General features: G+C 62.2%; 13 protein-coding genes. 8 read left to right on the top strand and 5 right to left on the bottom strand.

Features of this window, described 5'->3' with window-relative positions:
• Positions 1-110: 110 nt before the first annotated feature.
• Both dapD and dapC read right to left on the bottom strand, forming a co-directional pair.
• Positions 111-938 carry a 2,3,4,5-tetrahydropyridine-2,6-dicarboxylate N-succinyltransferase gene (gene dapD, locus R6254_RS03220; protein WP_318404387.1) on the bottom strand — a complete coding sequence of 276 codons (828 nt, stop codon included), beginning with the start codon at positions 936-938 and terminating at the stop codon, positions 111-113.
• A gap of 8 nt (positions 939-946) precedes the next feature.
• Positions 947-2,146, bottom strand: a complete 1,200-nt coding sequence (gene dapC / locus R6254_RS03215) for a succinyldiaminopimelate transaminase (RefSeq protein WP_318404386.1) — start codon at positions 2,144-2,146, stop codon at positions 947-949.
• A gap of 333 nt (positions 2,147-2,479) precedes the next feature.
• Here dapC and smc point away from each other — a divergent pair, with 333 nt between their 5' ends.
• The 5 genes from smc to def all read left to right on the top strand — a co-directional run bounded on the left by smc (position 2,480) and on the right by def (position 10,108).
• Complete coding sequence (gene smc, locus R6254_RS03210) at positions 2,480-6,013, top strand: chromosome segregation protein SMC (protein ID WP_318404385.1); 3,534 nt, start codon at positions 2,480-2,482, stop codon at positions 6,011-6,013.
• Between the two features lie 9 nt (positions 6,014-6,022).
• On the top strand, positions 6,023-7,087 hold the full coding sequence (locus tag R6254_RS03205) for a cell division protein ZipA C-terminal FtsZ-binding domain-containing protein (protein ID WP_318404383.1): 1,065 nt from the start codon (positions 6,023-6,025) through the stop codon (positions 7,085-7,087).
• Positions 7,088-7,101: 14 nt separating this feature from the next.
• Positions 7,102-9,198, top strand: coding sequence for an NAD-dependent DNA ligase LigA (ligA, locus tag R6254_RS03200; protein ID WP_318404380.1), 2,097 nt, complete (start codon positions 7,102-7,104; stop codon positions 9,196-9,198).
• 113 nt (positions 9,199-9,311) lie between these two features.
• Complete coding sequence (locus R6254_RS03195) at positions 9,312-9,527, top strand: hypothetical protein (protein ID WP_318404378.1); 216 nt, start codon at positions 9,312-9,314, stop codon at positions 9,525-9,527.
• Between the two features lie 44 nt (positions 9,528-9,571).
• Entirely contained in the window at positions 9,572-10,108 is a 537-nt protein-coding gene (def, locus tag R6254_RS03190) for a peptide deformylase (protein ID WP_318404376.1), read from the top strand.
• Between the two features lie 18 nt (positions 10,109-10,126).
• Here def and R6254_RS03185 read toward each other — a convergent pair whose 3' ends face one another.
• The 3 genes from R6254_RS03185 to map all read right to left on the bottom strand — a co-directional run bounded on the left by R6254_RS03185 (position 10,127) and on the right by map (position 14,589).
• Entirely contained in the window at positions 10,127-10,657 is a 531-nt protein-coding gene (locus R6254_RS03185; RefSeq protein WP_318404375.1) for an OmpA family protein, read from the bottom strand.
• Between the two features lie 321 nt (positions 10,658-10,978).
• The gene (locus R6254_RS03180; protein WP_412103096.1) at positions 10,979-13,615 is read right to left on the bottom strand and encodes a [protein-PII] uridylyltransferase; all 2,637 of its coding nucleotides are present in this window, start codon (positions 13,613-13,615) and stop codon (positions 10,979-10,981) included.
• 32 nt (positions 13,616-13,647) lie between these two features.
• Positions 13,648-14,589, bottom strand: coding sequence for a type I methionyl aminopeptidase (gene map, locus R6254_RS03175; protein ID WP_318405191.1), 942 nt, complete (start codon positions 14,587-14,589; stop codon positions 13,648-13,650).
• 91 nt (positions 14,590-14,680) lie between these two features.
• Here map and purL point away from each other — a divergent pair, with 91 nt between their 5' ends.
• The 3 genes from purL (at position 14,681) to R6254_RS03160 (ending at position 20,880) form a co-directional block, all read left to right on the top strand.
• Positions 14,681-18,730: a phosphoribosylformylglycinamidine synthase gene (gene purL / locus R6254_RS03170; protein ID WP_318404373.1), complete on the top strand. Its 4,050-nt coding sequence runs from the start codon at positions 14,681-14,683 to the stop codon at positions 18,728-18,730.
• 336 nt (positions 18,731-19,066) lie between these two features.
• Positions 19,067-20,476, top strand: a complete 1,410-nt coding sequence (locus R6254_RS03165) for a hypothetical protein (RefSeq protein WP_318404372.1) — start codon at positions 19,067-19,069, stop codon at positions 20,474-20,476.
• The gene (locus tag R6254_RS03160) at positions 20,422-20,880 is read left to right on the top strand and encodes an autotransporter domain-containing protein (RefSeq protein WP_318404370.1); all 459 of its coding nucleotides are present in this window, start codon (positions 20,422-20,424) and stop codon (positions 20,878-20,880) included. Before R6254_RS03165 ends, R6254_RS03160 begins: the two co-directional genes overlap by 55 nt.
• Positions 20,881-20,970 lie beyond the last annotated feature (90 nt).

Here is a 20,970-nt window from a genome sequence, read left to right as displayed (position 1 = left end):
GATGCCGTTGCCACCGTGCCGCAACGGCCGCCGCGCCGGGCGCCCCAAGCAAGGCCCGCCCCCTCGGGGGCAGCGCCGTACGCGGAGCGACAAGCGTGAGGGCCATATTTTTAGTCGCGCAGCAAATCGTTCAGGCTGGTCGTGGCGCGGGTTTTTGCGTCCACACGTTTCACGATCACGGCGCAATACAAGCTGTACTTGCCGCCTGGCTTGGGCAGGTTGCCCGACACCACCACGGAACCGGCCGGAATGCGGCCATAACTCACGGTGTCGGATTCGCGGTCGTAAATCGGCGTGCTCTGGCCGATGTACACACCCATGGAGATCACCGAGTTTTCTTCGACGATCACACCTTCGACGATTTCGGAGCGTGCACCGATGAAGCAGTTGTCTTCAATGATGGTCGGGTTGGCCTGCAAAGGCTCGAGCACACCGCCCAGGCCCACACCACCGGAGAGGTGCACGTTTTTGCCAACTTGTGCGCAGCTGCCAACAGTCGCCCAAGCATCCACCATGGTGCCTTCATCGACATAAGCGCCGATGTTCACATAGCTGGGCATCAGGATCGCGCCCTTGGCGATGTAGCTGCCGCGGCGTGCCACGGCGGGCGGCACCACACGCACGCCGCTGGCCTTCATTTCTTCTTCGCTCAGGTGCGCAAACTTGGTCGGCACCTTGTCGTAAAAGCCGAGGTCGCCGGCGCGCATCAAGACGTTGTCTTTCAGGCGGAAGCTCAGCAGCACGGCTTTTTTGATCCACTGGTGCGTGGTCCACTGGCCCACGCCCTGGCGCGTGGCCACGCGCAGGCGACCGGCGTTGAGCTCGGCGATGGTATGTTCCACCGCGTCCTGTACTTCTTTGGAAGCAGCTGAGGGGGACAGGTTGGCGCGGTCTTCCCAGGCGGCGTCGATGATGCTTTGCAATTGGTTTTCAGTCATTTTTTAGATCAGGTGGATTGAATAAATTGAACAATTCGTGCGGCGGCTTCCGCACATTCAGCGGTTTCGGCCACCAGCGCCATGCGGATTCTTCCGGCGCCCGGGTTGTGGCCGCGGGCTTCGCGGGCCAGGTAACTGCCTGGCAACACCACGACATTGTAAAGAGCGAGGAGCTCGCTGGAAAACGCCGCGTCGTCATTGTTGAAACGCGTCGGGATTTGCGCCCACAGGTAAAAACCGGCATCGGGCAAAGCCACGTCCATCACCGCCGACAACATGGGCGTGACCTGGGCAAACTTCTCGCGGTACATGGCGCGGTTGTCGACCACATGTTGCTCGTCGTTCCAGGCGGAGATGCTGGCGGCCTGCACGATGGGGCTCATGGCGCTGCCGTGGTAAGTGCGGTAAAGCAGAAAAGGTTTGATCAGCGCCGCGTCGCCGGCGACAAAACCGCTGCGCAAACCGGGCACATTGCTGCGTTTGGACAAGCTGGTCAGGGCGATCAGGTTCTTGAAATCGTTGCGGCCCAGTTGCGCCGCGGCCTGCAAGGAACCCAGCGGCGGCTCGTCACGGAAATAAATCTCGCTGTAACACTCGTCCGACGCAATCACAAAACCATGGCGGTCGCTGAGTTCAAACAGCAGCTTCCATTCATCCAGGCCCATGACGGCGCCGGTGGGGTTGCCGGGCGAGCAGACAAACAACAACTGGGTCTTGGCCCAGACCGCTTCGGGCACGCCGGCCCAGTCAATCGCAAAGTTGCGCGCCGGGTCGCTGGGGGCAAACCAGGTCTGCGCGCCAGCCAGCAGCGCAGCGCCTTCGTAGATTTGATAAAACGGATTCGGGCAGACCACCGTGGCATCGAGCCGGGTCGGGTCTATCACTGTTTGCGCCAGCGCAAACAAGGCTTCGCGCGAGCCATTGACCGGCAAGACCTGGGTCGCCGGGTCCAGTGCCAGGCCGTAGCGGCGCATCATCCAGTCGACCATGGCTTGCCGCAGCTTGGGCTCCCCCGCGGTCGCGGGGTAGCTCGCCAGGCCGGCCAGGCTGGCGCTCAGCGCGGTTTTGATCAGCTCCGGCGTCGCGTGTTTGGGTTCCCCAATACCCAGGCTGATGGGCCGGTAAGCGGGGTTGGGCGTGACGCCGGCATGGAGTTGGCGCAGCCGCTCAAAAGGGTAGGGCTGCAGGCGGTTCAACAATGGATTCATGGCGGGGATTATCCAGCCTGAAACGCCGCTGGGTGACGCCAACTGCGGATGCGCAAAGGCTGCGCCTCTGTATTGCTACATTATTAATAGCTGCTGGCGCTTATGGGATAAGGGCTAGAGGCAAATTTGATGCATAAAACCGACAAAAACGGCGCTCTAGGCGCGCCAGATAGAAGCGGGTGCACAGCGTGACACCCTTTTTACAGCGGTCGCTCTGGCCGGCTCGGGTAACATTGCGGGCTTGTGCATTGCTTGAAGCGGTTGGGGCGCGCCTTAAAAGCGCCATACAAATCAACAAGTTAGCTTCAAAGCGCCAAGAAAAACAGGGTTGCCGTGCGTCTTAATTCAATCAAGTTATCCGGCTTCAAATCGTTTGCGGAGCCGACCAATTTTGTGCTGCCGGGCCAATTGATAGGTGTGGTGGGGCCTAACGGCTGCGGCAAGTCCAACATCATGGACGCCGTGCGCTGGGTGCTGGGCGAAAGCAAGGCTTCCGAGCTGCGCGGCGAGTCCATGCAGGACGTGATTTTTAACGGCACCAATACGCGCAAACCCGCCAGCCGCTCCAGCGTGGAGCTGGTGTTTGACAACGCCGACCAGCGCGCCGGCGGCCAGTGGGGGCATTTTGCCGAGATCGCCGTCAAACGTGTGCTGACCCGCGACGGCACTTCCAGTTATTACCTGAACAACCAGCCGGTGCGCCGCCGCGATGTGCAGGACGTGTTCCTGGGCACCGGCCTGGGCCCCCGCGCCTACGCCATCATCGGCCAGGGCACGATCAGCCGCATCATCGAGTCCAAACCTGAAGAGCTGCGCCTGTTTCTGGAAGAAGCGGCCGGTGTGTCCAAATACAAGGAACGCCGGCGCGAAACCGCCAACCGCCTCAGCGACACACGCGAAAACCTGACCCGCGTCGAAGACATCCTGCGCGAGCTCAATGCCAACCTTGACAAGCTGGAAAAACAGGCCGAGGTGGCGCTGCGCTACAACACCTTGCATGCCGATGGCATGCTCAAACAGCACCAGCTGTGGTTTCTCAAACGGACCGAAAGCGAGGCCGACCAGGCCAAGGTCAAGGCCGACGCCGCCAAATCGGTCAACGATCTGGAAAGCCGCATTGCCGACCTGCGCCACATCGAGGCCGAACTGGAAACCATTCGCCAGGCCCATTACGCCGCCGGCGACCAGGTCAACCAGGCCCAGGGCAAGTTGTATGAAGCCAGCGCCGAAGTCGGCCGGCTGGAAGGCGAAATCCGTTTTGTCGTCGAAGGCCGGCAACGTGTCGAGCAGCGCCTGGCGCAACTGAAAGAACAAACCAGCCAGTGGGCCGAGCGCAAGGACTCCGCGGCCATGGAAACCGAAAGCCTGGCCGAACAAGCCGTGCAGGCCGAAGAACAGGCCGAGCTGCTGGCCGCCCAGAGCGAAGACCAGGCCGGCCAGTTGCCCGCGCTCGAAGAAGCGCTGCGCGCTGCGCAGTCCAAGGCCAATGAACAACGCAGCAGCGTCGGCCAGGTGCAGCAGCAAATCCAGGTGCTGGCCGCCGACCAGCGCAACATCGAGGAACAGTCACGCGCGCTGAGCCTGCGCCACGAACGACTCAGCGCTGACAAAAACGCGCTGAACGCCCCTGACGAAGCGCGCCTGATCAACCTCAACACGCAGTTCGCCGCGGCTCAGGAAGCGCAGGAAGAAACCGAAGGCCGTCTGCATGAGCTGACCGACAGCGTGCCCCAGTTGGACGAAGACCGCCGCACGCGCCAGCAAATCGTCAACACCGAATCGGCGAAACAAGCCGAGTTGTCGGCGCGTATGGAAGCGCTGAAGGCGCTGCAGGAAAAAGTCAAAACCGACGGCAAACTCAAACCCTGGCTGGCCAAACATGGCCTGGACAGCTTGCAGGGTTTGTGGAGCCGCATCCACATCGAACAAGGCTGGGAAAATGCGCTGGAAGCCGCGCTGCGTGAACGGCTGGGCGCGCTGGAAGTCAGCCGCCTGGACATGGTGCGCGGTTTTGCCGGCACCGATGGCCGCGATACACCACCGGCCAAACTCTCGTTTTATTCGCCGCCGTCCGCCGCCGCACCCAGCAAGCCGTCCAGCCACAGCCTGAAACCGCTGGCCGAGCTGCTGCGCCTGAGTGATGCCGGCCAGGCCGCCTTGCTCGGCGACTGGTTACATGGCTGCTTCACCGCCGTCACCCTGGACGAAGCGCTGGCGGCGCGCCAGCAGTTGCAGGCCGGCGAAGTGATTTACGTGAAAAGCGGCCATGCCGTGAGCCTGCACAGCGTGAGTTTTTACGCCCAGGATTCTGAGCAGGCCGGTTTGCTGGCCAGGGCCCAGGAAATCGAAAACCTGGATAAACAATTACGCGCCCAGGCCCTGATCAGCGACGAAAGCCGCAGTGCCTTGATACGCGCCGAAGCGGCCTACGCCGACGCGGCCCAGCGTCTGGCCACGGCCCGCCGCGAAGCCGCCGAAGGCCAGAGCCGCACCCACGAGTTGCAGGTGGAGGTTTTGCGCCTGACCCAGTTGGCCGAACAAACCCGTGCCCGCAGCGAACAAATCGCCGCCGACCTCGGTGAAATCAACGCGCAGATGAATGACTTGCAGGAACGCAAGGTCACGGCCGAAGCGCGTTTTGAAGAGCTCGATATGCAACTGGCCGACAGCCAGGAGCGCCACGCCCAGCTGGACGATCGTGTGATCGAGGTCGAACGCAAACTCAACGAATCACGCGAGCAACAGCGGACGCTGGAGCGCCAGTCGCAGGAAGCCCAGTTTTCACTGCGCAGCCTGGCCTCGCGCCGCGACGAGTTGACACGCTCCATCGCCATTGCCGCGCAACAGGCCGCGTCGATTGCGACTGAGGAGGAGCGTGCCAAAGAGGAACTCTCGCGCCTGACCGATGCCGCCGCACAAGCCGGCTTGCAAAGTGCGCTCAGCGTCAAGCTGGAGCGCGAGGCCGACCTGGGCGCCAAACGCAGCCAGTACGACGACCTGACCACCAAGCTGCGTGCCAGCGACGAGCGGCGTTTGCAACTGGAACGCGAACTGGACCCTCTGCGCCAGCGCATCACCGAATTTCAGTTGAAAGAGCAGGCCGCCCGCCTGGGCTTTGAGCAATACGCCCAGTTGCTGCTGGACGCCCAAGCCGATCTGGTCGCGGTGGAGCAATCCATCCAGACCGGCAATGTGCGCCTGACCGGCTTGCAAAGCGAGATTGACCGCATCAACCGCGAGATCCAGTCCCTGGGCGCCGTCAACCTGGCCGCGCTGGACGAGTTGAGCAGCGCACGTGAACGCAAGCAGTTTCTCGATGCGCAGTCGGCCGACCTGAACGACGCCATGGCCACGTTGGAAGACGCAATCAAAAAAATCGACATGGAAACGCGTGACTTGTTGTCATCAACCTTCGAGACCGTGAACCGCCATTTTGGTGAGATGTTCCCGCGCCTGTTTGGCGGCGGCAATGCCAAACTGATGATGACCGGCGAGGAAATTCTGGATGCCGGCGTGCAGGTGCTGGCCCAGCCACCCGGCAAGAAGAACCAGACCATCCATTTGTTGTCAGGCGGCGAAAAAGCGCTGACAGCCATTGCGCTGGTGTTTGCGATTTTTCAGCTGAACCCCGCGCCATTTTGCTTGCTGGACGAGGTGGACGCGCCGTTGGACGACGCCAACACCGAGCGTTATGCCAAGCTGGTATCCAGCATGAGCAAGGAAACGCAGTTTCTTTTTATCAGCCACAACAAAATTGCCATGGAAATGGCCGAACAACTGATCGGTGTGACCATGCAGGAGCAGGGTGTGTCACGCATCGTGGCCGTCGACATGGAAGCAGCCCTCGGTTTTTCGGAAGCAGCATAAAAAATACAGATGAGCACACTTCAGATCAGTTTGGCAGTGATTGGCGGCATCCTGCTGGCCCTCGTGGTGGCGCACAGCGCCTGGTCGGCCCGCAAAAACCTGCCCAAGCAGCCCACACCCGATTCGGTGCCGCCGCCGTCCGAGCCGACCGGCGATATCGCCGTGGAGACATCACCCGCAGAGCGCCAGGAGCCCAGCTTTGACCAGGACTCCGGCCTGGACGCCCTGACGGCCATGACTGCGCCCGAGAAAAAACCGGGGCTCGATGCCTTGATCGACGTGATCGCCCCGATCGCCGTGGAAACACCGGTCTCGGGTGAAGCCGCGCTGGCCGCCATGCCCGCCACACGCCGCGCCGGCAGCAAACCGTTTGCCATCGAAGGCCTGTGTGTGACGACAGGCGCCTGGGAAACCCCGGCGCCGGGACAGCGTTACAGCGCCTTCCAGGCCGGCGTGCAACTGGCCAACCGCACCGGAGCCCTGAACCAGATCGAGTTTTCGGAATTTGTCATGAAGGCGCAAGCCTTTGCCGATGCGATGGACGGCCAGCCCGAGTTTCCCGAGATGGCGGACGAGGTGGCGCGTGCCCGTGAACTGGACAGTTTTGCCAGCGCCCACGATGCCCAGCTGAGCTTCACGCTGCGCGCCAAACACACGGCCTGGAGCCCGGGTTATGTGCAGCAAAGCGCCTCCAAACAGGGGTTTGTGGCGGGCGCCATTCCCGGCCGCATGGTGCTGCCGGCCAGCCAGTCCGGCCATGCGTCCATTTTGGGCCTGTCGTTTGATACGCAGGCGGCCATGGCCGACGACCCCGAACAAACCGCCTTGCGCGAGCTGACGCTGTCCTTGGACGTGCCGCAGGTGGCGCGTTCCGAGCAGCCTTTTGTGCGTATGTGCGAAACGGCGATTGCACTGGCCGCCAGCATGGACGGCGTGATCATTGACGACCAGGGCCAACTGATCCGTACCGAAACCATGGAAGTCATCCACGCCGACCTGGAGCAGCTCTACAACACGCTGGACGGCCGCGACATGGCGGCTGGCTCGGCGCTGGGTCGGCGTTTGTTCTCCTGAGTTTTCCTTTCCCTATGGCCACCCTTGACATGTTTGCGCAGCCGGACTCGCCGGCTGCCGAGCGCATCGCTGCCTTGCGCGCGCAGCTGCATACCCACGCCCACCGTTATTACGTGCTGGACGAACCGACGATTCCCGACGCCGAATACGACCGGCTGTTCCAGGAGCTGCAAGCCCTGGAGGCCCAACATCCCGAGCTGGCCAGCCCGGATTCGCCGACCATGCGGGTGGGCGGCAAGGCGCTGGACCAGTTTGCCAGCGTGCGCCATGCCATGCCCATGCTGAGCATTCGTACCGAGACCGATACCGAAGCCAGCGGCGCGCAAAACTTTGACACCCGCGTGCGCAAGGAATTAAGCCTGAACGAATCCGATCCGCCGGTCGACTACGTGGCCGAACTCAAGTTTGACGGCCTGGCCATGAGCTTGCGTTACGAAAGCGGTGTGTTGGTGCAAGCCGCGACCCGCGGTGATGGCGAGGTCGGCGAAGAGGTGACGCAGAACATCCGCACCATCCGCCAGATACCCTTGCGTTTGCCCGAAGACGCGCCGCCTGTCATCGAGGTACGCGGCGAGGTGTATATGCGCCGCGATGACTTTGAGTCGCTCAACGAGAAGCAGCGCGAAAAAATCGCCCAGGGCGCCAAAGGCGAAAAAACCTTCGTCAACCCGCGTAACGTGGCGGCCGGCGCGGTGCGCCAGCTGGACCCGGCGATTGCGGCCCAGCGCCCCCTGAGTTTTTTTGCCTACGGCCTGGGTCAAATCACCCCGCAGGAAGAAGGCGGCCCCGCGTTCGAGACCCACTTTGAGCTGCTGATGCGCTTGAAATCATGGGGGTTTCCGGTTGCAGCCCAGACTCAGAGGGCGCAAGGCGCTCCTGAATTAATAGCGTTTCACCAAAAGATAGGGCGCGAGCGCGACCAGTTGCCCTACGACATCGACGGTGTGGTCTACAAGGTCAACAGCCTGGCTTTGCAAAAAAAACTGGGTTTTGTGACGCGCGAGCCGCGCTGGGCGGTGGCCCACAAATACCCGGCCCAGGAACAGATGACCACCGTGCTGGCGATTGACGTGCAGGTGGGCCGCACCGGCAAACTCACGCCGGTTGCAAAATTAGCGCCGGTGTTTGTCGGCGGTGTCACCGTGACCAACGCCACCTTGCACAACGAGGACGAAGCGCGCCGCAAGGACGTGCGGGTCGGTGACACCGTGATCGTGCGCCGCGCCGGGGACGTGATTCCCGAAGTGGTCAGCGTGCTGCTGGACAAACGTGTGACCGATGCACCGCAGTTCACCATGCCGCGTGTGTGTCCGGTCTGTGGCTCGGCCGCCGTGCGGGAAGAAGGCGAGGCTGACTACCGCTGCACAGGCGGTCTGTTTTGCGGCGCGCAGCGCAAGGAAGCCATCCTGCATTACGCCCACCGCCGCGCCGTCGAGGTCGAGGGTCTGGGCGACAAACTGGTCGAGCAACTGGTCGATGCCAATGTGATCCGCACCTTGCCTGACCTGTATCGGCTGGGCCTGGTGGCGCTGGCGGGCCTGGACCGCATGGCAGAGAAGTCGGCCAAGAACCTGCTCGAAGCGCTGGAGAAATCCAAACAGACAACCTTGCCGCGTTTCCTGTTTGGCCTGGGCATTCGCCATGTCGGCGAAGCCACTGCCAAGGAACTGGCACGCCACTTCGGCAAGCTTGACGCCATCATGGACGCGACGGAAGAGCAGTTGCTCGAAGTCAACGACGTCGGCCCCATCGTCGCCAAAAGTCTGCGCACCTTCTTTGACCAGCCGCACAACCGCGAAGTGGTGGAGCAACTGCGTGCCTGCGGTGTGACCTGGGAAGAGGGCGAACCGGCGGCACGCGCGCCCCAGCCTTTCTCCGGAAAAACCTTTGTCATCACCGGCACGCTGCCCACCCTGAGCCGGGACGAAGCCAAAGAACGGGTGGAGGCGGCGGGCGGCAAGGTGGCGGGTTCGGTCAGCAAAAAAACCGACTACGTGGTTGCTGGCACCGAGGCCGGCAGCAAGCTGACCAAGGCGCAGGAACTGGGCGTGACCGTGATTGACGAAGCGGCCTTGCTGGCGCTGTTGACAGCGGCGGCTGCTTCGGCCTAAGCCGCACAGCCCGTCGGGGCCTGGGTTTACACCGCGTTACCGAGCTTTGCATTCGGTATGTCAGGCCGGGGCGCAGGGCCAGGCGTTAAAGCTCTGAACAACAGGAGCTTTTTATGAAAACCCTACGCTTTTCCGCCTTGCTGGCCATTGCTGGCTTGGCCGCAACCTTGTCCGGCTGCGTGGTGGCGCCCATAGGCCCGGATCCTGTCGCGGTCTACCCTTCCGGACCTTACGTCGCGCCGGTGGTGGTGGTGCCTTCCGTCCGGTTTAACTATGGCTACTACGGTTACCGTGGTTATTACGGTCAAGGCCGCCGTCACTGGCGATAAGACGGCAGGCAGCACCGATGATGGTGTACCGCGATAATTGAGGCATGACCATTCGCGACATCCTCAAAATGGGCGACCCGCGCCTGCTGCGCATCGCCCCGCCTGCCACCGAATTCGACACCGACGAGTTGCACCTGCTGGTGTCCGACATGTTCGACACCATGCGCGCCGTCAACGGCGCCGGTTTGGCCGCACCACAAATCGGCGTGGATTTGCAGTTGGTGATTTTTGGCACCAACGAAGTGAATCCGCGTTACCCGGATGCACCACTCGTGCCACGCACCGTGTTGCTGAACCCCATGATCACCCCCTTGTCCGACGATGAAGAAAGCGACTGGGAGGGTTGCCTGTCGGTACCCGGCCTGCGCGGTGTGGTGCCGCGTTTTTCACGCATACGTTACACCGGCATGGATCCTTATGGCGATCCGATTGACCGCACGGTGGACGGTTTCCATGCGCGGGTAGTGCAGCACGAGTGTGACCACCTGATCGGCATGCTTTACCCCATGCGTATCCGCGACTTCACGCAGTTCGGCTTCACCGAAGTCTTGTTTCCAGGCCTGGATGACGCGGAAGACTAAGCGCAACGCGTCTGGGCGTTAGCTGGCCCGCGAAGCCGGGGGATGGTCGGGCAATTTGTCCTTGTGGACGGTACCCAGCACAGAACGCCACCATTGGGCCGACCCGTCCGGGGGCACGGGCGCGGCCGTCATCGCGTCACGCGCCAGGTAGTCGATGGTGACGCGGCGGCGGTAACGTCCGACATCGTCACCGGCCATTTCGATCAGCGGGCGCGCAGCCCCTTGGCTTTGCACCAGCAACTGCTCGGGTTCTGCCCCAGCCTTCAGCAGAGCAGCCCGCACGGCCATGGCCCGGCGCTCTCCCATCAGCCAGAAAAACCGGTGGCTACCGGTGCCATAACTGTGGCCGGACACCACGACAGCGAATTCCGGATGCGTAGCGAGGTAAGCCCCGTGGGCTACCAGCATGTCGCCATAACTGTCTGGCACCAGCCAGTCGTCGGGTTCAAAAAATACCTGCTGGGCCAAGGGCCGGCCATCGCCGGCATGGGCGCCGGAGGCGCGTAAATCCTGCTCGCGGGCAAGAAGGGTCAGGGTCTGGTGGGGCACAAGAAACTCCTGGACTTGAGATCAATGACAAAGCGATCCACGGAAGTTGGCCTGGCCGGCACGATATCCACATCCGCTTTTCGATCAACCATTGTCTATCGCCTGGCCATGACAAATATGTCTCGTTCATAGCTGCTTTGTAACTTCAAGAACATCACCTAAGATATTGATTTAAATCAATAAAAGTTTTTCAAAACTACTTGCCTGGAGATGAAAGTGCTCACCGCGACACGCCGCTGTAACAGGCGGAAGGAGCTGCAAACCGATGGAGAAAAAGATGGCGCCAGGGCCAAAATAGACAGGGGCGAGCCTGCCGCTGGTTCAGGACGCCAGGGCTTCCAGCAGCTCGGTCTCGATCGCAATCTGCGCCTTGTTGTGCTGCAGTTCAGGACCGTCGATCAGGAAGGTGTCTTCCACACGTTCGCCCAGGGTGGTGACCTTGGCGAGCTGCAGGTTGATGCGGTGGCGGGCCAACACACGGGCAATCGAATACAGCAGGCCCACACGGTCGCTGGCGGACACGCTGAGCAGCCAGCGCTGGGCTTTGTCGTCGGGGCGCAGGTCCACGCGGGGGGTGATCGGAAAACTCTTGACGCGGCGTGAGACCCGGCCTTTGCCTGGCGGCGGCAAGGGGCCGTTTTCTTCAATCGCACGGTCCAGGTCGGCTTCAACCATGGCCACCAGTTCCCGATAGTGGTCGGTCAGGTTGGGGCTGACCACCTGGAAGGTATCCAGCGCATAACCGAGCGAACCTTTGCAAGGCTTGGCGGTATGCACCTTGGCATCCAGAATGCTGAAACCGGCCTCTTCAAAGTAACCGCAGATGCGGGCAAACAGATCGGGCGCATCGGGCGTGTAGACCAGTACCTGCAGGCCTTCGCCGGCCGAGGAGCGGCGGGCCCGAACGATGCAACGGGTGGTGCCGACGTGGCGTGACAGATGGCGTGCGTGCCAGGCAATGTCGGCGGCCTCGTGGCGCATGAAATAACTGATGTCCAGCGTGTCCCACAAGGCCTTGTGCGCTTCAAAAGGTTCGGCATGCAGGGCCAGAATGGTCAGCGCCTCGCGTTTGCGCGCTTCCACCTCGGCATTGGCGTCGGGCGCCCGGCCACCCAGCACACGCAGGGTGTAGCGGTACAGGTCTTCGAGCAGCTTGCCTTTCCAGGCGTTCCAGACCTTGGGACTGGTGCCGCGTATGTCGGCCACGGTCAGCAGGTAAAGCGCGGTCAGGTAACGCTCATTGCCGACACGTTTGGCAAACGCCGCAATCACCGCGGGATCGCTCAGGTCTTCCTTTTGCGCGATACGGCTCATGCTCAGGTGTTGACCGACCAGGAATTCAATCAGTTGCGCATCTTCGGCGGAAATGCCGTGCTGGCGGCAAAACACCCGCACATCGCGGCAGCCCAGTTCGGAGTGGTCGCCGCCGCGGCCTTTGGCGATGTCGTGAAACAGCGCGGCAATGTAGAGAATCCAGGGCTTGTCCCAGCCGGCGGCCAGTTGTGAACATGCGGGGTACTCATGCGCGTGTTCGGCCATGAAAAACCGCCGCATATTGCGCAACACCATCAGGATGTGCTGGTCCACCGTGTAGACGTGGAACAGGTCGTGCTGCATTTGCCCGACGATTTTGCGAAACACCCACAAATAACGGCCCAGCACCGAGGTCTGGTTCATCAGGCGCATGGCGTGGGTGATGCCCGAGGGTTGCTGCAGGATTTTCAGAAAAGTGGCGCGGTTCACCGGGTCACGCCGGAAGCTGGCGTCCATCACACCACGCGCGTTGTACAGCGCGCGCAGGGTGCGGGCCGACAAGCCTTTGATGCCTAGCGTGGTCTGGAACAGCAAAAAGGTTTCCAGGATGGCGTGCGGCTCGCGTTCGTACAGGTCGTCGCTGGCCACTTCCATCATGCCGGCCTTGTCGAAAAAACGCTCGTTGATAACACGCAGCGCCCCGGTGTGGGGGTTGAGCCGTTCTTCGATGTTGAGCAGCAGGATCTGGTTCAGCTGGGTCACAGCCTTGGCGGCCCAGTAATAACGCTTCATCAGCGCTTCGCTAGCGCGTCGTGGCAGCTTGCTGCCGTCGTCGGCTTGCGCCGAATAGCCGAATGACTCGGCCACAGCCGTCTGCAGGTCAAACACCAGGCGATCTTCACGCCGCCCGGAGATCAGGTGCAAGCGCGCGCGGATCAGGCTGAGCAGTGCTTCGTTGGCCTTGATCTGGCGCACTTCAAAAGCCGTCGCCAGGCCCTTGCGCGCCAGGTCGTCCCAGGACTTGCCCAGCCCGGCCGCACGCGCCACCCACAACACAACCTGCAGGTCGCGCAGGCCGCCTGGGGATTCCTTGCAATTGGGCTCCAAGGCGTAAGGCGTGTTTTCAAATTTGTTGTGGCGCTGGCGCAGTTCCAGCGTTTTGGCCACAAAAAAGGCCTGGGGGTCGAGCACCGCGTCCAATTGCGTGATCAATGCCGCAACAAGTGTTTTGGCGCCGGCCACCCAGCGGGCTTCCAGCAGCGAGGTTTGTACGGTCACGTCTTTGACGGCTTCTTCGACACAGTCGGTGACCGTACGTACGCTGGAGCCGATCTCCAGGCCGCTGTCCCAGCAAGCACCTATGAAGTGTTCAATCTTGCTTTTCAGCGCGGTATCGCCGTCCAGACAGGTCTCGTCGGGCAGCAGCAGCAACACGTCGACATCGGAATGGGGAAACAACTCGCCGCGGCCAAAGCCGCCCACGGCGACCAGCGCGCAGTCGGCTGGAAAATCGCTGCGCCGCCAGAGTTCACACAAGGTGGTGTCGGTGTGCCTGGCCAGCTTGCGCAAAAGACTGTGGATGCCGCGCGTCGCCGAGCCGCTGCCGGCCAGGGACGTCAGCAAGGCATTTTTGCCCGCCCGGTATTGTTCGCGCACCGAGGCCAGTTCGGTCACGGAAGGAGAAGTGGCCAGCGCGGAGAGCATTTGCTGCAGTAGGATGCGCTGGCGGCGCGGCCTCAGGCGGCCGAGTCGGCTGTCGCGGTTTGTGACTGCTGCGCCAGCACAAAGTCAGGGATCGGCGGGCTGCCAGCCGACAAAGTCAGCACTTCGTAGCCGGTTTCAGTGACCAGGATGGTGTGCTCCCATTGCGCCGTCAGCGAATGGTCGCGTGTCACGATGGTCCAGCCGTCTTTTTCGGGGCCGTCCTTGATGTCGCGCTTGCCGGCGTTGATCATGGGTTCGATGGTGAAGGTCATGCCGGGCTTGAGTTCTTCCAGCGTGCCGGGGCGGCCGTAATGCAGCACCTGTGGTTCTTCATGGAATTTTTTGCCGATGCCATGGCCGCAAAACTCACGCACCACCGTGAAACCCTGTTTTTCAGCAAAAGTTTGGATGGCGTGGCCGATATCGCCCAGGCGGGCGCCCGGTTTGACACGCATGATGCCCAGCCACATCGCCTCGTAGGTGACCTTGCACAGGCGTTTGGCAGCGATGGACACATCGCCAATCAGGTACATGCGGCTGTTGTCGCCGTACCAGCCGTCCTTGGTGATGACGGTGACATCGATGTTCATGATGTCGCCTTTCTTCAAGGGCTTGTCATTCGGGATGCCGTGGCACACCACGTGGTTCAGCGAGGTGCATAACGAAGCGGGGTAGGGCGGGTAACCCGGCGGCTGGTAACCCAGCGTGGCCGACACCGTGCCCTGCACGTTCACCATGTAGTCGTTGGCGAGTTTGTCGATTTCTTTGGTGGTGACACCGACCTTGACGAAAGGTGTCAGGTAATCCAGCACCTCGGAAGCCAGTTTGCAAGCGACCCGCATGCCTGCAATCCCGGCTGCATCTTTATACGTAATACTCATGGCCCGATTATCCCACCGCCGCAGCGGACCTGCATTTTTGGGCCGGCTTTGTAGCGTATGGCCTGCGGCGAGGGCTCTTGACCAGTCGCTGATAAAATTGCGGGTTAACGCTTAGCCCGCAGCCCAGGCGGCGTTAACACCCACAGCATGAGCTGCCCACCTCCCACTACAAAGCCACGCCACCGTGACCCTGCACCTGACGACTTTTGAGGGCGAAGCCCACGGCATCAGCGCCCTGAGCGACTTTCGCGTCCAGCAACTCCTGCCGCGCCTGCAGGCCATCCACGACAAAATCACGGGCATCAGCGCCCGTTTTGTGCATCTGGTGGCCAGCGAAACGCCGCCTTCCGACGCAGACAAGACCCGGCTGGCAGCCCTGCTGACTTATGGCGAGCCGTGCGCCGCTGCTGATTCGGACAGCCTGCTGTTCATCGTCTCGCCACGTTTTGGCACCGTCTCGCCCTGGGCCTCCAAGGCGACGGATATCGCCCACAACTGCGGCCTGGCCATCAAACGCATAGAACGCATCACCGAATACCGGCTGACGCTCAAGTCGGGCATTTTCAGCAAGACCGCTTTAACGGACGCCCAGCACGAACAGGTCGCGGCCTTGCTGCACGACCGCATGACCGAAAGCGTGATGGAAAGCCGCGCGCAGGCCGCCGGGCTGTTCACCGAACTGCAGGGCGCGCCGCTGCAGACCATTGACGTGCTGAAAGGCGGCCAGGCCGCGCTGGAAGCCGCCAACAGCGAGTTCGGCCTGGCACTGGCCGCCGACGAGATCGACTACCTGGTGAATGCCTTCACCCAGCTCCAGCGCAACCCGACCGACGTCGAGCTGATGATGTTTGCGCAGGCCAATAGCGAGCATTGCCGCCACAAGATTTTCAACGCCGACTTCACGATTGACGGCGTGGCCCAGGACAAAAGCCTGTTCGGCATGATCCGCAACACCGAAAAGCTGCATCCGCAACACACGGTGGTAGCGTATTCGGACAACGCTTCTGTCATGGAAGGCGGAAAAATCCAGCGCTTCTATGCCAAATCGGCCTCCAGCCCAGACGGGACGGGCGCAAGAAGCTCCCAAAGTTATAGCGCCTCCAATGACGTGTTGACCCACGTGCTGATGAAGGTCGAGACGCACAACCACCCGACGGCGATTTCGCCTTTCCCCGGCGCCTCCACCGGCGCCGGCGGCGAAATCCGCGACGAGGGCGCGACCGGACGCGGCTCCAAACCCAAGGCCGGCCTGACGGGTTTCACCGTGTCCAAATTGTTCGACGGCGATTTCGGCAAGCCGGAACACATCGCCAGCCCGCTTCAAATCATGACCGAAGGCCCACTGGGCGGCGCGGCCTTCAACAACGAGTTTGGCCGGCCCAACCTGGCCGGTTATTTCCGCGAGTACGAACAGACCGTGGGCGGCCAGCGCTGGGGTTACCACAAGCCCATCATGATCGCTGGCGGTGTAGGCACGATTGACGCCGAACTCACGAAGAAGATTCTGTTCCCGGCCGGCACCTTGCTGATCCAACTGGGCGGCCCCGGCATGCGTATCGGCATGGGCGGCAGCGCGGCCAGTTCCATGGCCTCGGGCGCCAACGCGGCCCAGCTTGACTTTGACTCCGTGCAGCGTGGCAACCCCGAGATTGAACGCCGTGCGCAAGAGGTGATCAACCAGTGCGCGCAGCTCGGTACCGCCAACCCGATTTTGGCGATCCACGACGTGGGCGCCGGTGGTTTGTCGAATGCCTTCCCCGAACTGGTGAATGACGCGGGACGCGGTGCGCGTTTTGATTTGCGCGCCGTACCGCTGGAAGAAAGCGGCCTGTCGCCCAAGGAAATCTGGAGCAACGAAAGCCAGGAGCGTTACGTCATGGCGATTGCGCCCGAATCGCTGGCGCAATTCCAGGCCTTTTGCGAGCGCGAGCGTTGCCCCTTTGCCGTGATTGGCGTGGCGACGGAAGAAAAACAACTGGTGTTGTCGGACAAGGATGCAGCGGCACCCGTCGACATGCCCATGAACGTGCTCTTGGGCAAACCGCCCAAGATGCACCGCGACGTGAGCAGCGTGGCGCACACCATCCAGCCCATCGATCTGACCGGCGTCGACCTGCAGAAAAGCGCGATCGCCGTGTTGAGCCACCCGACGGTGGCCTCCAAACGTTTCCTGATCACCATCGGTGACCGCACCGTGGGCGGCATGACACACCGCGACCAGATGGTTGGCCCCTGGCAGGTGCCGGTGGCCGATTGCGCCGTGACTCTGGCCGATTACCAGGGCTTTGCCGGCGAAGCCATGAGCATGGGTGAACGTACGCCGCTGGCGACCGTCAACGCCGCCGCGTCTGGCCGCATGGCGGTGGCCGAAGCCATCACCAATCTGCTGGCCGCACCGATTGAGCTGCCACGTGTCAAGCTGTCGGCCAACTGGATGGCCGCCTGCGGCGAGCCCGGCCAGGACGCCGCTTTGTTTGAGACCGTCAAGGCTGTGGGCATGGAACTGTGCCCGGCGCTGGGCGTGTCGATTCCGGTCGGCAAGGATTCGCTGTCCATGCGCACGGTCTGGACCGATGACAAGGAAAGCAAGAAGGTGACCTCGCCGGTCTCGCTGATCGTCAGCGCTTTCGCCACCCTGGCCGATGTGCGCGGCACGTTGACCCCGCAACTGGACGCGCAGGATGCCGACACCACCTTGATCCTGATCGACCTGGGCAAGGGCCAGAACCGCATGGGCGGCTCCATCCTGGCGCAGACCCTGGACAAGGAAGAGGGCGCCGTCCCCGATCTGGACGATGCCCAGGACCTGGTGAATCTCGTCAACGCCATCAACGCGCTGCGCCAGCAGGGCCGGCTGATGGCCTACCACGACCGCAGCGACGGCGGCCTGTTTGCCACCGTCTGCGAAATGGCCTTTGCGGGCCATGTGGGGGTGTCGCTCAATATCGACATGTTGCTGCTCGAAGGCGATGGCATTTCCGACAGCCGCATGGACGCCGGCGACAGCAAAAACTGGGCCTCGCAAGTGGGTGCGCGCCGCGAAGAACTCACGCTGAAAGCCCTGTTCAACGAAGAGCTGGGCGCCGTGATCCAGGTGGCGACCGCCGTACGCAACGAGGTGATGCAAACCCTGCGCGAACACGGCCTCTCCAAGTTCAGTCATTTCATCGGCAAGACTCGCCCGCAACATGCTTCGCTCGAAGTGGGCAAGGGCCAAGTCCAGGTCTGGCGCGACACCAAGGCGGTGTTCAGCGCCAAACTGCAAGACCTGCACCAGGTCTGGGACTCGGTCAGCTGGAAAATCAACCAGCAGCGTGACAACCCGGCCTGCGCCGATGCGGAACATGCGGCAGCCGGTGACCCGCTGGACCCGGGTTTGCATGTCTTTTTGGCATCAAACCAGCCTCCAGCCCTTACCCTACCTACGCAAGCAGCTACTGAATCCATAGCGAGCCCGGCCCTGATGTTGTCGCGCCCCAAGGTGGCGGTGCTGCGGGAGCAGGGCGTCAACTCGCATGTGGAGATGGCTTACGCCTTCACCCAGGCCGGTTTTGAGGCGTACGACGTGCACATGACCGACTTGCAGACCGGCCGCGCACAACTGGCTGACTTTGCGGGCGTGGTGGCCTGCGGCGGCTTCAGCTACGGCGACACCCTGGGCGCCGGCATAGGCTGGGCCCGCTCCATCACCTTCAACCCGGTGTTGTCGGAACAGTTCAAGGCCTTCTTCGGCCGCAGCGACACCTTCGGGCTGGGCGTGTGCAACGGCTGCCAGATGTTTGCCGAGCTGGCCGACATCATTCCGGGCGCCGAGGCTTGGCCGCGTTTCACCACCAACCGCAGCGAGCGTTTCGAAGCCCGCCTGAGCCAGGTCGAAGTGCTGGACTCTCCTAGCCTGTTCCTGCAAGGCATGGCCGGCAACCGCCTGCCGATTGCCGTGGCGCACGGCGAGGGATTTGCCAACTTTGCCCACCGCGGCGACGCATCCAAGGTGATTGCGGCCATGCGTTTTACCGACAACCACGGCCAGCCGACCGAAGCCTACCCGGCCAATCCGAATGGCAGCGCAGGCGGCCTGACGGCGGTGACCACGGCGGACGGCCGCTTCACGGCCATGATGCCGCACCCCGAACGGGTATTCCGCAACATCCAGATGAGCTGGACCTCGGGTGAGGCCAGTCAGCTCAGCCCGTGGATGCAGCTCTGGCGCAATGCGCGCAAGTGGGTGGGGTAATTAGCGACATTTTTTGAGACTTCAGAAGCGCGCAAGTTGTAGCTGTTTGTTTTTTGGTCACAAAAAGCCAAAAAGAAATTTCAGTATTTCAACTGCAAAGGCGGCCATATCCAGCCCGCCGCGCTTCTGAGGAATCATCAGTGGTCAAGAAGAAGAGACATGCATCCCGTCACTATTCCCCATTGCCTTGGCCCAGGACCTGGGTGCTTGGCACCATTGCCACCCTGATCGGCAGCATCGCCACAGACAGTCGGGCCGCCTGCACGCCCACGACCACGCCGGGGTCCAACACCACCGTCATTTGCTCCGGACCCTACCCCCCCGAACCCCTCGGTCGTGGCCGCGCCGCTCTCCACCACCGTCACCATCATCCTCGATCCGGGGACCATCTTCACCACCAACGCCGCGCAGGCACTGGCGGTCCAGGATGCGAGCTTCATCACCAACGCGGGCCAGATCACCATCTCAGGCGGGGGCGCGGCACTGGTGGGTATAGGCAGCGGCAACCTGCTGACCAACAACGGCAGCATCACTACAACGGGTGGCGGCACAATTGGCATCACAGATGGGCCTGTCGGAACCACCAACCAGGTGATTAACAACGGGGCGATCGCCACCAGCGGCAGCAGTTCTCACGGCATCGCTCTTACGGGTCCGGGCAACAGCGTGATCAACACCGGAACCATCACTGTGACGGGCTCGGCGTCCAAAGGCATTTTCCTCACCGGCGGCAGCGGGGCCGCCAATGTGGTGATCAACAGCGGCACCATTCATACGACGGGCAACAATACGGGGGGCTTTGCCGCCGGGGTCCAATCCAACACGACAGGGGGCGCTTTCCTTGCGCGAGTAGAAAACCTCGCAAACGGACGCATCATCAGCGACCAATCCCATGCGCTGCGCGGTAACAACGGCAGCGAAACTTTCATCAACTCAGGTTATCTGGAAGGGCACGGAGGCGCTGGCGACGAGGCCATTCTTATGGGGGCGGGCGGTGGCACATTGATCCTGCGCACCGGCTCTGTGATCCGGGGCGGCGCCGTCGGCGGTGGCGTAAACAACAGCGCTTTTCTCGAAGGCAGCGGCACGGTCGACAACAACTTCCGCAACTTCCAGAACCTGACCATGCGCGGAACTGCCTGGTCGTGGCTCACCAATGCCAGCTTCTCCGACAGCATTCAGGTCCAGACGGGCACCTTGACCTTCAGCAGCACCCTGACCAGCCCGGTGATCAACGTGTTGGCCGGCAGCAGCGTCGCGGGTACCGGCACCTTTGTCGGCAACGTCACCAGCCAGGGCACCCTGCTGCCGGGGCCAGGTGCGGGCAACGGCTTTGGTGCCCTGACCGTGCGCGGCAATTACACCGGCACCAATGCCTCACTGCGGCTCAACGCCGCCTTGGGCAGCGACAACTCGCCGGCCAACCGGCTGGTCATAGACGGCGGAATAGCAAGTGGCAATACCGGCGTCCAGGTTGTCAATCTTGGCGGCGCTGGCGCAAGCACGACCGCCGACGGCATCTTGCTGGTCCAGGCGGTCAATGGGGCGTCCACCGGTGGCAGTGCATTTGCGTTGGCCCAACCGGCTCAGGCGGGGGCTTACGACTACCGGTTGACGACTACCGGTTGTTCAAGGGCGGCGCGACCGGCAACAACCCGGACAACTGGTACTTGCGGTCCACGGCGTTTGCCGTGGGTGGCGTCGTCGTCGCGACCCAGGCGCAAGCCACCGCCCTGGCCGCGGTGAACAACCTGCCGGTGGAGGCCGTTGTCCTGTACCGGCCAGAAGTGGCTTTGTACAGCAGTGTGCCCATGGCCGTGCGTCAGGGCGGCTTGATGCAACTGGGCACCTTTCACCAGCGCCAGGGCAGCCAGCGCTTGTTGGCGCAGGACGGCGAGCGCTCGCCGTCCTGGGGGCGGGTCTTCGGCCAAAGCCTCAAGCAAAGCCAGAACGGTGATGCGACGCCCCAATTTGACGGCACGGCGAGTGGTTTTCAGGTGGGCCGCGACTTGGGCCTCCAGCATGGCGAGGAGGGCAAACACAGCCGCGTCGGCTGGTTTGCCGGCTACACCCGGACCCGCGGTGATGCCAGCGGTTTTGTCGGTGGTGTGCGGAACCTAGTACATCAACACGCAAGTTTCGAAACATAGTATCGCCCAAGCTTTGTATCTGCATCCTGCCGAGTGAATTTCCACTCGATGGTTCGCTGAAGGGCGTTTCGAGCTTGCTGCCAAGCATCG

Origin of the sequence: Polaromonas potterensis, from assembly GCF_033446725.1 — a bacterium.
Lineage (GTDB): Bacteria > Pseudomonadota > Gammaproteobacteria > Burkholderiales > Burkholderiaceae_C > Polaromonas.
Note: the sequence above shows the minus strand (reverse complement) of the source record. Positions and strands in the feature narration are given on the sequence as shown.